Origin of the sequence: Streptosporangium sp. NPDC005286 (assembly GCF_040607515.1) — a bacterium.
GTDB lineage: Bacteria > Actinomycetota > Actinomycetes > Streptosporangiales > Streptosporangiaceae > Streptosporangium.
On record NZ_JBEXGU010000001.1, the window covers coordinates 161,054 to 174,827 of the forward strand.

Here is a 13,774-nt window from a genome sequence, read left to right on the forward strand (position 1 = left end):
GCATTGTGGACATGACTCAACAGCCGATTAACGTGCGATCAACGGCTCGGCGAACGGACAACCCTCTACTTACTGAGTCAGCAGGGGAGGATCTATCATTTGGCCATAAAACTTCCCATCGGGCGGAGATTCAAGAAATGGCTGTTCAGGGCAGCGGAGACGGATTACGGTTCGCCGTACTCGGTCCTGTCCAGGCCTGGCGTGACGGATCCGAACTCGACCTGGGCACCCCACTGCAACGTTCCATCCTGGCGATGCTCCTGCTGAGGGAGAACCGGGCGGTGACGCCGGCCGAGATGATCGACGCGATCTGGGGGGACGACGCCCCGCCCCGCGCGCTCGGCGCCCTGCGCACCTACGTCTCCCGGCTGCGCGCGGTGCTGGAGCCGGACAGGTCCCCGCGCACCCGCCCCGAGCTGCTCACCTCCGTCGGCAGGGGGTACGCGCTGCGGCTGAACGGGATCGTCCTTGACCTGGTCCTCTTCGAGCGCGGCATCGCCGAGGCCGAGGTCGCGCGCCGCGCGGGCGACCTGGCGAAAGCCGCGGAGAGCCTGCGTGCGAGCCTGGCGCTGTGCACCGGCGAGCCACTGGCCGGAGCCGTCGGCCCCTATGCCGAACACCAGCGCGACCGGCTCACCGAGCGCCGGATGAGCGTGCTGGAAGTCCTGATGGACCTGGACCTGGAGCTGGGCAGGCACGCCGACGTGCTGTCCGAGCTGATCGCGCTGACCGCCGACCATCCGCTGCGCGAGCGACTCCGCGCCCAGCTGATGCTGGCCTACTACCGCTGCGGGCGCAGGGCGGAGGCACTGGCCGCCTTCGCCGAGACCCGCGCCACGCTGATCGAGGAACTGGGCATCGAGCCCGGCCCCGACCTGACGAGCATGCACCAGCGCATTCTCACCGACGCCCCGGCCCTCGCGCTCGTCCCTGCCGACCGACCCGCACGGCTCGCGCCCGCCGAGGCCGCACCGGCCGCCCCGGATCGGAGCCCGAAGCCGGAGCCGGAGCCGACGAGAACGTCGGGAACGCGGGGAACGCCGGTGGTCCCGGAACTGCCGCGCCCCGCGCAGCTTCCCGCCGCCGTGAACGACTTCACCGGGCGCCGTCAGATCATCGCGCGGCTGCGCACGCTGCTGTCGGCCCAGGAGGGCTCCGAGGGCGTACCCGTGGCGGCCATCTCCGGCATCGGCGGCGTGGGCAAGACGGCGCTGGCGGTGCATGTCGCCCATGCCATGCACGACCTGTTCCCCGATGGCCAGCTCTACGCCGACCTGCGCGGGTACGGCGTGGAGCCGACCGCGCCCGAGTCCGTGCTGGCCGCGTTCCTGCGTGGGCTCGGCCTGCCCGCCGACGCCATCCCCGACGGCCTGGCCGAGCGTTCCGCGCTGTTCCGCTCGCTCCTGGCCGACCGGCGGATGCTCGTGCTGCTGGACAACGCCCGCGACGCCGCGCAGGTGGGCCAGCTGCTCCCCGGTTCGGCCGGGTGCGCGGCGATCGTGACCAGTCGCGGCAAACTCGCCGACCTGGCCTCGGCCCGGCTGATCGACCTGGACGTCATGGAGCCGGAGGAGGCCCTCGCGCTGTTCGGCACCGTCGCCGGCACCGAGAGGGTGGAGGCGGAACGCGCCGCCGCCATGGACGTGGTCGCCGCCTGCGGTTTCCTGCCGCTCGCGGTGCGAATCGTGGCGGCGCGCCTGGCCGCCCGGCCGTCCTGGACCGTCGCCTCCCTGGTTCCCCGGCTGGCCGACGAGCGCCGCCGCCTGGACGAGATGCGCGTGGGAGACCTCGCGGTGGAGGCGACCTTCGCCCTCGGGTACGGCCAGCTCAGTCCGGCTCAGGCCCGCGCGTTCCGGCTGCTCTCCCTGCCCGGGGGCCCGGACATCTCGATCGGGGCCGCCTCCGGGCTGCTCGCGCTGGAGGCGATGGACACCGAGGACGTCCTGGAGTCCCTGGTGGACGCCAGCCTGCTTGAGGCTCCGGCCCCTGGCCGTTACCGCTTCCACGACCTGCTCAAGCTCTTCGCCCGCCGGGTCGCGGAACGGGCCGAGAGCACGGCGGAGGGGGACGGCGGTCAGGACGGCGGGGAGCGACGCGGGTCCGGGGTGAGCGTGGCCATCGGCGGGGAGGGCGCGGCGGCGCTGGCCCGGCTGCTCGACTTCTACCTGGCGTCCGCGCGCTCGGCGCACCGCCTCGCCTACGAGGGCAGCACGATCGCCGACCAGCTGGGGGTCACCGGTACCGGCCACGCCTTCGCCTCCGCCGACGAGGCTGTGGCCTGGCTGTCGGTGGAGGCGGAGTCGCTGTTCGCGTCGATCGCCCAGGTGACCCGCGCGAACCAGGCCGAGGCACTGCTGCCGGGGGCCGACCTGCTGCTCGCCATGGAGCCGCTGCTGGAGTCGGGGAGCCACGGCCGCGAATTCGAGAGCCGGACGCGGGAGATGCTGGCCGCGGCGCGACGGCTCGGTGCCGTCTCCAGCGAGCTGCGCTGCCGCTACGTGCTGGGCCGGGTGCTGTTCGGCACCAACCGGCTGGCCGAGGCCGAGGAGGAGTTCCGTGCCTCCCTGGAGCTGTCGGCCGGGGGCGATCGCATCGTTGTCGGCGAGGTACTGAACGCGCTGGCCGTCGTGGCCGGGCGCCGACGCCGCCACGTGGAGGCCCTGGCCTGGTTCAGCTCGGCGCGCGAGGCGTTCAGGGAGGTCGGAGCACGGGGCGGGGAGGCGCTGACACTCAGCTACTCCGCCCGCGACCACCTGTTCCTGGAGCAGCCGCAGGAGGCGATCGCCGCCGCCGAGCAGGGGCTGGCCCTGTTCATCGAGATGGGCTCCAGCGCCGGCACCGCCAGGGCCCGCTACCACCTGGGGATGATCCTGTCGCGGGTCGGCCGGTTGAACGAGGCGGTCCACCACCATGCCGAGTGCCTCGCCTTCTTCCGGGCCAGCAGGCAGCGGGTCTGGGAGCAGCGGGTCTGTTCCCGGCTGGCCGAGACCTTCATCCACGCGGGCCGCTTCACGGACGCGACCCGTCACGCGGAGCAGGCGCTTACCGTGAGCCGGGAGATCAGCCACCCGTACGGTGAGGCGCAGGCTCTGTGGGTGCTAGGCAAGGCGCTCAACGGCCTCGGCAGCACCGGCCGCGGGCGCGACTGCCTCGAACGCGCCCACGACCTGTTCAGCAGGCTCGGCGCGCCCGAGGCCGAGGATCTGCGCCTTCTGCTGGAGCGCGACCAGGTCGACAGCTGATCCAAGATCATCGTAAAGATCATCGTCAAGTCGCGTCATCCAAACGTGGTTGATCACTGGCATACCCCTCGTAGTCGGTCCGCGGTCCGGAATGAGCGTGGAAGCCCGGCCGGCCGCCTGGCCCCGGGCGACGTGTAGGGGGCCCGGTCATCCGGTACGTCGCCCGCGGGCCGGCCGCCTCACTGTGGCAGCCGGCCGGACTTGGCACGGACTCTTCACCCCCCGAGTCCGTGCCCCACGCCCAGAGCTTCCCTCACCGGGTTTGACATCCGATTGACAGGCAATAGCGGCGATATCCACAGCCTGTGGAGAATCACCCTGTGGATATGTGGAAAAACCCCTCGGCAATCAGCGGACGGAGCACGGCAGGGGCCTTGGCCCGCAGGTCATCGGGGTCCTCGCCGGTGAGTTCCGCGATCGCGTCGAGCAGCGGGGCCAGTGGATAGTCACCGTCGCAGACCCCCGCGAGGGCGGCTTCCACGGTCTCGACCCGCGTGCTGCGGCGCAGCCTCCCGGTCTGCCTCAGCACGATCCGCGCCGGGTCCTCGGCGCCGGGCGGTCCGCTCCGCTCCTCCAGCACTCCCTCGGCGACCGCCAGTCTGGCGCCCAGCAACTGGGCGTCGGTCAGCCGGTGCGCCGTGGTGATCGCGCCGAGCACCTCGTCCACGTATCCGCCGACCGGCAACTCCACCGGCAGGCCGTACTCCTCCACCCGCACGACCGGGTCAAGGCTCCCGGAGTCGTGCAGCGTGATCCAGCCGAAGCCGATCCCGGTGACGTTCTCGGAATCGAACCAGCCGAGCCAGTCGTCGTAGAGCTCGCGGTAGCGCGGGGTGCCCTGCTCGGCGGCGTCCCTCAGCCACAGCTCGACGTACTCGGCGGGATCCTGCACGTCACGCTGGACCGCCCAGCCGTCGCAGCCGGTCCCGGCGAGCCAGCCGCCCACCCGGTCACGCCAGTCCTCGCCGTCGACGTGCAGCCAGTTGGCCAGCAGGTGGCAGGTGCCGCCGGGTGCGAGGTGGCCCGGCGCCCGCCGTACGAGGTCGCGGCAGAAGTCGTCGGCGGGCAAGCCCGACTCCCGGTAGGTGAACCGGCCGGCCGGGGAGATCACGAACGGCGGGTTGGAGACGACCAGGTCGAAGCGTTCGCCCTCGACGGGATCGAACATGGAACCCTGCCGCGCCTCGACCCCGGTGATCCCGGACAGCGCCCAGCTCAACCGGGCCAGCTCCAGCGCGCGCGGGTTGACGTCGGTGGCCGTTATCTCCTCGGCGCGGCCGTTCAGATGGAGCACCTGAACCCCACATCCGGTACCGAGATCCAGCGCACGCCCGACCGGGCGATGTGAGGCCAGCTGGGCGAGGTTCGCCGAGGCTCCCCCCGCGCCGACGACGTGGTCCGGGCGCAGGGCGGGGTCGCCCGGCCTGACCTTGCGGTCGGAGACCAGGTAACCACCGGTCTCCCAGGGCTGCAGGTGAACCGTGGAGGTGACCCGCCCGCCCTCGACGGTCACCAGTCCCGCGGCGGCCAGTTCCTCCAGTGGGAGGCCCGCCGGTGCCCCTCGCGCCTCCACGGGGGCGCCGAGCCACCACAGCCGGATCAGGGTGCCGAGCGGGTCACCCTGGCCGGTGACGCGCAGGGCGGGCACCGTCTCCTCGCGGGAGAGCGCGGTGGCGGCGACGTCACCGAGTCGCTCGCGGACGCCGTCGATGGTGTAGCCGGTGTCGAGCAGGAGCTCTCTGAGCCGGTCCAGCAGATCGTTCACCGGGCAATCCTCGCACCGGGCACGTCCGGTTGCCCCGAGTGATGCGACTGTTACACACCGGGGTAAGCATTCTGCAAGCGGACTTCAACCGGGAGGCGGTACTTCTTGGTAACTGCACCATCCGTTCCAAAGGATCCGTGATGCTGATCCCCTGCTTCGCCTGTGAGTCCCGTTTTCGCCCTGATGAGTATTTTCGTGCCTGCCACGACTACTGCCGAGGCAAGGATCTGGTCGCCTGGACCTGTCCGCGATGTGGCAATCAGGATGAGTTACGAGTCTTCCCCGGAGAGCTGGGGTTCGGCTACGCCAGGCGCGGCAGGTTCGACGTCTCCGACCGGGTACGCGTGCCCGGCCTGCGGCGCCGGCGTCAGGACCTGCGACTGGACATCTCGCTCGACGAGGACGTCTGGCGGGTGTCGACGCGGATGCGCCAGTTGGCGGGCACGCGCTGAGCCCGCTCCGGCCGGGCAAGAACCGGTGACGGCGGTCAGGAGCCCTGCTGCCGCAGGCTCTGCCAGGCCGCCTCACAGAGGCCGCCGATCTCCTCGGAGGTGGGCTGGTGCGCCCCGGCGAACCACAGGCGGCACATCTCGGTGGCCGGTCCAAGCCAGAGCACGTAGCACATCGTCGGATGGACGGGCTGGAGCAGGCCCTCCCTCATGTGCGGGCGCCACCAGTCGGAGACCGTTCTGAAGAACGCCCTGCGCGACTCCGACACCTCGGTGCCGCCCGGCTCCTCACGCCTGGGCGGCCGCTCACTGATCAGCAGGTGGGCGCGCTCGCGATGCTCGCCACACCAGGACATGTGCAGCGCGACGATGGCCTCGATGCCCTCCCTCGCCCCCTCGTGGCGATGGAGCTCGGCGAGGAACGCGTCCTGGTACATGCGCAGGGTCTCGGCGTACAGGACGCCGAAGACATGTTCCTTGCTGGCGAAGTGGTGATAGAAGCTGCCGACGCTGACGCCGCTCTCCTCACGGAGGCTGGCCAGCGTGGTGGCCGAGACACCATCTTGGCTGAATCGTCGTAGGGCGCCCTCGACGATCCTGGTGCGGCCGTCGCGTCCGTTCTTGGCAGTCTTCACGACTCCAATGGTGAGGCACCAGAACCTTATTCCGCAAACTGTGCGGGAAACAGCTTGGACCACGCCGATCATACCGCCTTGATCGCGACACCGCGCCACCGCCCCGGAAGCCCCGCCCACATGCCCGCGTCCCGGCGCGGGGCCCCTCAGCGCAGGATTCTCGCGGTCACCTCCACCGTGCCGCAGGAGGCGCGCATGGTCGCCTCAGGCCACATCTTGCGGATCATCGCCAGCACCGTGCGGTTGTCTCCGAGCACGTCCATCCCCACCGTCCCGGCCCCCCGGGCCGCCGCGCGGCGCATCAGCGCACGGACGAGCCGGGAGCCGAGCCCCACTCCCTGCCACTCGTCGCCCACCACCACGGCGATCTCGACGTCGGTCACCTCTCCCTCTCTCCGGTAGCTCATAGCGTGCCCGACGACGAGGTCCCCGTGTACCGCGAGCAGCGCGTCGCACCGTTCGTCCACCGCCAGGAGCGCCCTGACGAAGCCCGCGCCGGGACGGCTCACCCCGGTGAAGAACCGCCGTGCCTGCGTCCGGGGCGACAGCCCCCCGAGGAAGCGACGGACCCGTTCCTCGTCATCCGGCCGCGCGGGCCGGATCTCGACGGCCTCCGGCATGGCGTCCACGGGCACGGGCGGCGCCGAGGCCTGGCACGGCGACGCCAGCTGAGTTCGCATCATGGACTCAGATTCTCGCGAGAGAGCTGAGTATGTCAAGTAGACTTAGATGAGCGTTGGAGGTGGCGCCATGGCGACTTACGATTCGCACATGAGTGAGGCGGCTCCCGGCAACCTGCCCCTGCGGCCGGAGAACTGTTCCATCGAGCGTGCCCTCGGCATCGTCGGCGAGAAGTGGACGTTCCTGGTGCTGCGCGAGGCGTTCAGCGGGGTACGGCGCTTCGCCGACATGCAGGCCGCCACGGGAGCACCCAGGCAGGTGCTCAGCGCCAGGCTGGCCCGTCTCGTGGAGGAGGGGCTGCTGCGCAAGGTGCCCTACCGCGAACCCGGGCAACGGCAGCGCGACGAATACCGGCTGACCCAGATGGGTCTCGACCTCTACCCGACCCTGGTGGCCCTGATGCGGTGGGGCGACAGGTATCTCAGTGACCACGAGGGGCCGCCGACACTCCTCACCCACCGTGGCTGCGGCGCTCCGATCGAGCAGCACTTCCGCTGCGCAGAGGGGCACGAGGTGTCCGGCCCGAGAGAGGTCACCCCGCTTCCCGGCCCCGGCATGCGCCTCAGCCCTCCAGCCCCCGCGTCTCCAGCCCCCGCAGGCAGTGCCGGAGGCTGAGCACCGAGATCAGTGCCGCACCGCCGAGCAGCACCGCGACCGCCGAGGTGCGCACCAGAAGGTAGGTCTCCAGAGTCTGGCTGAGCAGCAGCCACAGGCTCAGCGCCGCGTTCAGCAGTTGCGCGCAACCCCACAGCACCGACTGCGACACGAAGAAACGGCGCATTCGCGGGTGCTCCGTCACCTGGTCGGGCAGCGGCACGAGATCGGCCACCACCCGCCGGATCAGCGGCCGCCGCAACGGCGCGGTGAGCAGGAAACCCATGCTCACGCAGAACACCCCGAGGCAGGGCTGGAGGAAGAACACGATGGGGTTGCCCGTCGCCACGGTCAGCACCACCCTGACGGTGATCGTGCCCGCCGCCAGCATGAGCGTGCCGGGCGCCTCACTCCGCCTGACCAGTCGCCAGGCGACCCCGCCGTAGACCCAGAGCGCCGCCACCGCGAGCGCGACGTGCGAGTTGGTGAAGATCAGTGCGACGTAGAAGACGAGAACGGGAAGCATCATGCTCTCGAACACCCTGGGGGCGGCATGCCGCAGCAGAGCGCCGAGACGGGGGAGTGCGATCGGAGCCGTGGGAGCGGGCATGAGCACAGTCATCAGGAGCAGGCTCCGAGGGTGGTGGAACGTCCCGGGGGATATTTCAGCCGACCATATGCGATGTCCGAAGTGTCCATGAATTTTTCCATGACATCCGGCGATCGCGCGGTTCCGGGCACCTTACTACGCCCGCAGGCACCCCCCGCCACTCCCAAACGCGCACTCGGAGGACGGGGCGGCACTCCCGGTGCCTACTCTTGAGAGCGTGTACCGGTTTCTGCTGACTCCCCGATGGCTGGCTCTGCACGTGGTGGTGTTGCTGGTCATCCCCGCTTTCGTACTGCTGGGCCAGTGGCAGTTCGGGCGTTTCACGGAAAGATCCACCAGCAGCGACCAGATCACCCGCAACCTCGCCACCGCCCCCGTCTCCGCGGAAGAGCTGACCTCGCCCGGCGGCACCGTCTCCGTGCAGGACAAATACCGCCCCGTCACGGTCAGCGGCAGGTACGACGCGGACGCCCAGCTCCTGGTCAGGCGCCGCACCCAGAACAAGGTGGTCGGCTTCTACGTGCTGACCCCGCTGATCTCCCCGAACGGCACCGGTGTGCTGGTGAACCGGGGCTGGGTCAAGGCGGGTGCCACGGCCGACGCCCTCCCCGAGGTCCCCGCCCCGTCCTCGGGTGAGGTAACTGTCACCGGCAGGCTACGGCCCACCGAGACCGAGGAGACCTCGGGCATCCGGGACCGAGCGGGCCTGCCCACGGGCCAGGTCCTGCTGATCAACACCGAGGCGATCGGCAGCCGCCTGCCGTACCGGCTTCTCGGCGGGTACGTCGAGTTGACCGGGCAGTCGCCCGCGGCCACCACCGCGCCGGAACCCGTCCCGGCGCCGGACGTCGGCGGGGGAGGCGGGCTCAACCTGGCGTACGGCGTGCAGTGGTGGCTGTTCATCGGGATCGCGATCGGCGGCTGGGCACTGCTGATCCGCAGGGAGGCCGCCGACCTCAGGGCCGTGGCCACCGCCGCGCCGGCCACGACCGGCGGTCCAGAACCCGGCGACCCCGCCGAACTCCCGGACGCCCCCGAGCGGACCGCACCGGCTGAGCGGGCCGGCACCTGACGAAGAACCCGCCTGAACACCGGCACCCGGCTGCGGACCCGGCGGAAAGCCGCTGAGCCTAGCCGCCGACGAGGTTCAGCAGAGTGCCGGCGCCCAACGCCAGACCCGTGGAGAGCAGGCCCACCCCGAGCGCCAGCAGGAACCCCCGTACCCCGCCGAGCCGCTCGCGCGGCACGGGGCGCCGCCCGGCCTCGAACCAGAGCGGGCGGGGTTCGAACAGCAGGAACAGCATCGCGCCGGCCTGCCCGACGGTGAAGAGCCAGAGCCAGGCCCACCGGTTGCCCAGCCTGGGCGTCGAACCGAGCATGATCAGGGCGGCGAGCACCCAGGCTCCGAGCACCCACACGCCACCGACGGACGCAGGCACCTTTCTGACCCAGAAGGGCACGAGCTCCCATCTGCCGGAGTCGTCCGGCTCGGTCGCCCTGATCCGGCTCCGGCCCAGGTCGCCCCCGAGATCCGCCCTCGTGTAGGCGGGCCGTTCCGCCAGGAGCGCCTCCGGGCCGATCTCGCGCCAGATCAGCGGGCCCTGGGCCCAGCGGACCCGGTGGATCGCGCCGGACTGCTCGTCGTACTCGAGGAAGGAGACGCGGTCGGCCGCCGCCGCGGCGCGGAGCTCGGCCCGCGTCCCCGGCCGGGGAGTGAGGCTCAGCACGGTGACCAGGACGCCGAAGAGCAGGACGAGCAGAAGCACCGTCCGGATGGTCAGCCCGAGGATCCGCCAGCCGCGCCGGACTTCGACCACTTCGGGAGCCATACCTTATTTACTACCTCATGGTCATGCGTTGACCATCGCCATACCGAAAAGGAGTGCCACCGCGATCGCGAACCCTCGCGTGCCGTCGATTCTGGCCGGTGCGGGCAGCACCTCGTACGGTCCGCGCCACAGGGGATGGGGCTCCAGCAGGACGTAGAGCAGCGAACCGCCGGTGAGGAACATCCAGAACCATGCCCAGCGGCTGGCGTAGCGGGGGTTCGGCCGGGTCAGCATGAGCAGCCAGGCCAGCACCTCCGCCGCCACCGCCACCGGGCCGAAGGGTTCCCACCAGCGCCCGTAAGCGGGCGAGCCCATCAGACCGCCGAAGCCCTCGGTGCGCACGATCTCCACGCCGGGGTCGGCTACGGCGCGTACCTGGGCCAGGAAGGCCCCCTGGCGGCGCTCAAGGGCCTCGGGGACCAGCCGGGTGGTCTCGGGGTCCCAGACGTCGTCGGGCTGGTCGAAGCGGGCCTGGCTCCAGGAGAGCGGCCCGTGCGACCACGTCAGCGTGCCGTAGGCGGGCCAGTTGCGGTCGTAGACGACCTTGGTCACCCCGCCGTCCCGCAGGTCCGAGATGAGCTCCGAGGCGGGCCGCAGGGGTGGCGCCTGGTTGAGGTGGACGACCACCGTGGAGATCGCGAGCACGAACAGCAGTGCCAGGCGCACGACGTACGGTATGTCGCCCCGTGCCGGAACCACCACTCGCATCTCTGCCCCCGTCACGCGAGATCCACCGCCAGACAGGCTAGCCGGTGGCCCTGTAGGACGCCGGTAAGAGACGTCTTGGGAGACAGAGATACCAACCGGAGACCTTGCGGCTTGAACAGTGTTATTCCAGCGTCATACGGTTGACCGTGTGACTACGCCGCTGCTCCCCGACCCCGAGCCCAGGCGGCGGGACTATGTGATCATTTCGGCCGATGACCACCTGATCGAGCCGCCCGACATGTTCGACGACCGGCTGCCGGAGAAGTACGCCGAGCTGGCTCCCAAGGTGGTCGAGACCGACTCGGGTCACCAGGTCTGGCGCTACGGCGGTGCCACCTACCCCTGCGCCGGGCTCGACGTGGGCGCCGGTCTGCCCCGCGAGCAGTGGACGCTCGACCCGGTGCGGTTCGAGCACATGCGTCCCGGCTGCCACGACATCGAGGCCCGGATCGAGGACATGGACCGCGCCGGCGTCTGGGCCGCGCTCTGCTTCCCCGGCATGCTGGCCGGGCAGTCGGGCATGGTCTTCGCCAAGACCCGCGACCAGGAACTCGGCCTGGCGATCCTGCGCGCGTGGAACGACTGGCACGTGGACGTCTGGGCGGGCACCTATCCGGAGCGGATCATCGCCTTGCAGCTGCCCTGGCTGACCGACCCCGAGATCGCCGCCAAGGAGATCCGCGACAACGCGGCGCGCGGTTTCAAGGCGGTGCTCTTTCCCGAGTTCCCCACCCGGCTACGTCTGCCGTCCATCCACAGCGACCACTGGGACCCGTTCTTCCAAGCCTGCGAGGAGACGGGCACGGTCGTCTGCCTGAACGCCGGCGCCGGCTCCTGGGCACCCGTCCCCTCGCCGGACACCCCGATCGAGGCGATCACCACACTGATGCCGACGAGCGCCATGTTCGCCTGTGCCGACTGGCTCTGGTCGGGCATCCCGCTGCGCTTCCCCGCGCTGCGGATCCTCATCGTGGAGGGGGGAGTGGGCTGGCTGCCGATGCTCGCCGAGCGGGCCGACTACGCGCTCGACCACCCGGTGGCCGGCGAGGCCTCCTGGGAGGGTGGCCTGAAGCCCAGCGAGGTCCTGCGCAGAAACTTCTTCTTCGGCACGCTCAACGACCACGCCCTGTCCGGGGTGCGGCTCGCCGTCGGGCTGGAGCACGTTCTGCTGGAGAGCGGCTACCCCCACTCCGACTCCACCTGGCCCGACACCCAGCAGGCCATCGCGACGAACCTGGGCAGCCTGCCGCCCGCCGACATCGCCCGGGTGGCCTACGGCAACGCCGCCCGCCTGTTCGGCCACCCGCTGCCCTCTCGCGCCTGGCTCAGGATGGAACAGCTCTGACCCGGTCACGCTCCCAGTCGACGTAGCGTCCGCCCTCGCCGAGCAGGGAACTCATCAGCCACAGGAAGACGCCGAAGTCGTCGGCCACTCCGATGAGAACCAGGAAGTCGGGGATGACGTCGATCGGCGAGATGATGTAGAGCACGCCAAGGCCCATCATGGTCAGCTTGCCCTTGCTCATACCGGGGTACTGCCCGCGCATGACCGCGCCGATCATCCTGGGGAGGGCGCGCAGGCGAGCGCCGAGACCGGGCGAGCCCGGCTTCGACACATTCCTGTACGTCTTCCACGCCTGCGCCGCGCGCGCCGCCTTCGCCATGGGGATTCCTCTCGGAAGCACGTTCGCCTGGTGGCGTATTACCCCACCACCTCACGATATAACGCGTGATTTTCCGATACGGTTCCCGAACGCCCGCCGCGACCGGGACGATCACACCCCCGCCGCCGCTCCCGTCCATCCGTTCCCCGATATCACCAAATATCCCGAAAAAATAGCGTCAGCGCATCGCCGGATGCTGGAAGGGCCGCTCCTCCTCGATCTGGGCGGCCACCCGGATGAGCAGATCCTCCCGTCCCGCCGCGGCGACCAGTTGCACGCCTACCGGCAGACCGTCCGCGGTGCGGTGCAGCGGCAGGGAGATCGCGGGCTGCCCGGTGGCGTTGATCGGCGAGGTGAACGCCACCGCCTGGTTGGTCAGGCCCCGCGAGAGGCTGACGTCGTCCGCGGGCAGCCGGCCGAGGCGGAAAGGCGCCACCCCCAGGGACGGCATGAGCAGCAGGTCGTGGGATTCCCACCAGGCGGCCATCCGCCGCCGGAACCCGTCGATCCAGTCGCGCGAGGCCAGGTAGCCGACCGCACCGAGCTCGCGACCCGCCGCGCCCAGGATCCGGTTGCGCGTCTCCACCTCGTCCAGCTCCACGGGTCTGCCGCGCCAGCGCCCGATGTCCTCCAGGTCGGCGGCCACGTGGGCGGCGACGACGGTGCCGAAGTGCGTGGCGAAGCCGTCCTCGGCGAGCGCGGACGGTCCCCCCGGCTCGACGTCGTGCCCCAGCGCCGCCAGCAACCCGGCGGCCCCGGTGACCGCGGCCACCAGGTCCGCCTCCGGCGGGACGGTCCCGTCCGGATGTTCGGTGAGGAAACCGATCCGCAGCCGCCCGGGGTCGGCGCCGACCTCCTCGGCGAGCGGGCGCCGCCAGGCGGACGCGCCGTACGGATCACCCGGCATCGTCCCCGCGACCACGTCGAGGGTCGCCGCGCTGTCCCTGACCGTACGGCAGAGCAGGCCCGCGGCCGAGAAGCCCGCCCAGGGCTCGCCCGCCGACGGCCCCGAGCTGACCCTGCCCCTGCTGGGCTTCAGCCCGACCAGCCCGCACATACTCGCCGGGATCCGGATCGATCCGCCGCCGTCGCTGGCCGTGGCCACCGCGACCATGCCCGCCGCCACCGCCGCCGCGGATCCCCCGCTCGACCCGCCGCTGCTGTAGCGGAGGTCGTACGGGTTGCGGGTCGGGCCGAACGCCACCGGCTCGGTGGTGATCGCGGTGCCGAACTCCGGGGTGTTGGTCCGGCCCAGGATCGTGAACCCCGCCCGGCGCAGCTTGGCCACCGCGTAGCCGTCACGCTCCGCCGAGATCCCGTCGAGGGTACGCGATCCCGCGCGGTACGGCTCACCGGCCATGCCCCAGCCCAGATCCTTCAACAGTGTCGGCACCCCCGCGAAGGGAGCGTCGAGCTCGACCTTGTCCGCCTCCTCCAGTGCCCGCTCGAACCTGCGGTGGACCACCGCGTTGATCGCGCCGTCACACGCCTCGATCCGCGCGATCGCCGCCTCGGCGAGCTCTCTCGGAGAGACCTCTCCCTTCCATACGGCCTGCGCCTGTCCGAGCGCGTCCAACTTCAACAGGTCATGCAAGAG

General features: G+C 70.8%; 13 protein-coding genes. 5 read left to right on the forward strand and 8 right to left on the reverse strand.

The genetic code is table 11. The features are described from left to right. Nucleotides 1-137 precede the first annotated feature (137 nt). Nucleotides 138-3,242 (forward strand): BTAD domain-containing putative transcriptional regulator, encoded by a 3,105-nt coding sequence (locus ABZU75_RS00745; RefSeq protein WP_355547583.1) that lies wholly within the window; start codon nucleotides 138-140, stop codon nucleotides 3,240-3,242. A 313-nt stretch (nucleotides 3,243-3,555) separates the two neighbouring features. Here ABZU75_RS00745 and ABZU75_RS00750 read toward each other — a convergent pair whose 3' ends face one another. Further along, nucleotides 3,556-5,007: a methyltransferase gene (locus ABZU75_RS00750; protein ID WP_355547586.1), complete on the reverse strand. Its 1,452-nt coding sequence runs from the start codon at nucleotides 5,005-5,007 to the stop codon at nucleotides 3,556-3,558. Between the two features lie 140 nt (nucleotides 5,008-5,147). Here ABZU75_RS00750 and ABZU75_RS00755 point away from each other — a divergent pair, with 140 nt between their 5' ends. Then, on the forward strand, nucleotides 5,148-5,459 hold the full coding sequence (locus ABZU75_RS00755; RefSeq protein WP_350913574.1) for a hypothetical protein: 312 nt from the start codon (nucleotides 5,148-5,150) through the stop codon (nucleotides 5,457-5,459). A 35-nt stretch (nucleotides 5,460-5,494) separates the two neighbouring features. On the opposite strand, the gene ABZU75_RS00760 is transcribed toward ABZU75_RS00755, so the two are convergent. After that, a complete protein-coding gene (locus ABZU75_RS00760) occupies nucleotides 5,495-6,091 on the reverse strand; it encodes a TetR/AcrR family transcriptional regulator (protein ID WP_355547589.1) in 597 nt (198 codons plus the stop codon). Between the two features lie 146 nt (nucleotides 6,092-6,237). Continuing rightward, nucleotides 6,238-6,774: a GNAT family N-acetyltransferase gene (locus tag ABZU75_RS00765; protein ID WP_355547592.1), complete on the reverse strand. Its 537-nt coding sequence runs from the start codon at nucleotides 6,772-6,774 to the stop codon at nucleotides 6,238-6,240. Between the two features lie 88 nt (nucleotides 6,775-6,862). On the opposite strand from ABZU75_RS00765, the gene ABZU75_RS00770 reads away from it, so the two are divergent. Beyond that, nucleotides 6,863-7,387: a helix-turn-helix domain-containing protein gene (locus ABZU75_RS00770; RefSeq protein ID WP_355547595.1), complete on the forward strand. Its 525-nt coding sequence runs from the start codon at nucleotides 6,863-6,865 to the stop codon at nucleotides 7,385-7,387. Here the strand turns inward: ABZU75_RS00770 and ABZU75_RS00775 are convergent. Next, the gene (locus ABZU75_RS00775) at nucleotides 7,335-7,988 is read right to left on the reverse strand and encodes a VC0807 family protein (RefSeq protein WP_355547598.1); all 654 of its coding nucleotides are present in this window, start codon (nucleotides 7,986-7,988) and stop codon (nucleotides 7,335-7,337) included. The genes ABZU75_RS00770 and ABZU75_RS00775 overlap by 53 nt on opposite strands. 205 nt (nucleotides 7,989-8,193) lie before the next feature. Between ABZU75_RS00775 and ABZU75_RS00780 the strand changes: the two genes are divergently transcribed. After that, entirely contained in the window at nucleotides 8,194-9,048 is an 855-nt protein-coding gene (locus tag ABZU75_RS00780) for an SURF1 family protein (protein WP_355547601.1), read from the forward strand. 58 nt (nucleotides 9,049-9,106) lie between these two features. Here ABZU75_RS00780 and ABZU75_RS00785 read toward each other — a convergent pair whose 3' ends face one another. Both ABZU75_RS00785 and ABZU75_RS00790 read right to left on the reverse strand, forming a co-directional pair. Continuing rightward, nucleotides 9,107-9,805 carry a hypothetical protein gene (locus ABZU75_RS00785; protein WP_355547604.1) on the reverse strand — a complete coding sequence of 233 codons (699 nt, stop codon included), beginning with the start codon at nucleotides 9,803-9,805 and terminating at the stop codon, nucleotides 9,107-9,109. Nucleotides 9,806-9,826: 21 nt separating this feature from the next. Further along, complete coding sequence (locus ABZU75_RS00790; protein WP_355547607.1) at nucleotides 9,827-10,528, reverse strand: hypothetical protein; 702 nt, start codon at nucleotides 10,526-10,528, stop codon at nucleotides 9,827-9,829. Nucleotides 10,529-10,661: 133 nt separating this feature from the next. Between ABZU75_RS00790 and ABZU75_RS00795 the strand changes: the two genes are divergently transcribed. Next, a complete protein-coding gene (locus ABZU75_RS00795) occupies nucleotides 10,662-11,858 on the forward strand; it encodes an amidohydrolase family protein (RefSeq protein ID WP_343971677.1) in 1,197 nt (398 codons plus the stop codon). Here the strand turns inward: ABZU75_RS00795 and ABZU75_RS00800 are convergent. Continuing rightward, nucleotides 11,839-12,177 carry a YkvA family protein gene (locus tag ABZU75_RS00800; protein WP_355547611.1) on the reverse strand — a complete coding sequence of 113 codons (339 nt, stop codon included), beginning with the start codon at nucleotides 12,175-12,177 and terminating at the stop codon, nucleotides 11,839-11,841. The two genes, ABZU75_RS00795 and ABZU75_RS00800, sit on opposite strands and share 20 nt — an antisense overlap. Nucleotides 12,178-12,355: 178 nt before the next feature. Then, nucleotides 12,356-13,771 (reverse strand): amidase, encoded by a 1,416-nt coding sequence (locus ABZU75_RS00805; protein WP_355547614.1) that lies wholly within the window; start codon nucleotides 13,769-13,771, stop codon nucleotides 12,356-12,358. Between the last annotated feature and the right edge of the window lie 3 nt (nucleotides 13,772-13,774).

What these genes read in the sequence shown, in the direction of transcription:
- ABZU75_RS00745 (WP_355547583.1), top strand. Translation starts at nt 138, where the DNA reads ATGGCTGTTCAGGGCAGCGGAGACGGATTACGGTTCGCCGTACTCGGT.
- ABZU75_RS00755 (WP_350913574.1), top strand. Translation starts at nt 5,148, where the DNA reads ATGCTGATCCCCTGCTTCGCCTGTGAGTCCCGTTTTCGCCCTGATGAG.
- ABZU75_RS00765 (WP_355547592.1), bottom strand. Translation starts at nt 6,774, where the DNA reads ATGATGCGAACTCAGCTGGCGTCGCCGTGCCAGGCCTCGGCGCCGCCC.
- ABZU75_RS00770 (WP_355547595.1), top strand. Translation starts at nt 6,863, where the DNA reads ATGAGTGAGGCGGCTCCCGGCAACCTGCCCCTGCGGCCGGAGAACTGT.
- ABZU75_RS00775 (WP_355547598.1), bottom strand. Translation starts at nt 7,988, where the DNA reads ATGACTGTGCTCATGCCCGCTCCCACGGCTCCGATCGCACTCCCCCGT.
- ABZU75_RS00785 (WP_355547604.1), bottom strand. Translation starts at nt 9,805, where the DNA reads ATGGCTCCCGAAGTGGTCGAAGTCCGGCGCGGCTGGCGGATCCTCGGG.
- ABZU75_RS00800 (WP_355547611.1), bottom strand. Translation starts at nt 12,177, where the DNA reads ATGGCGAAGGCGGCGCGCGCGGCGCAGGCGTGGAAGACGTACAGGAAT.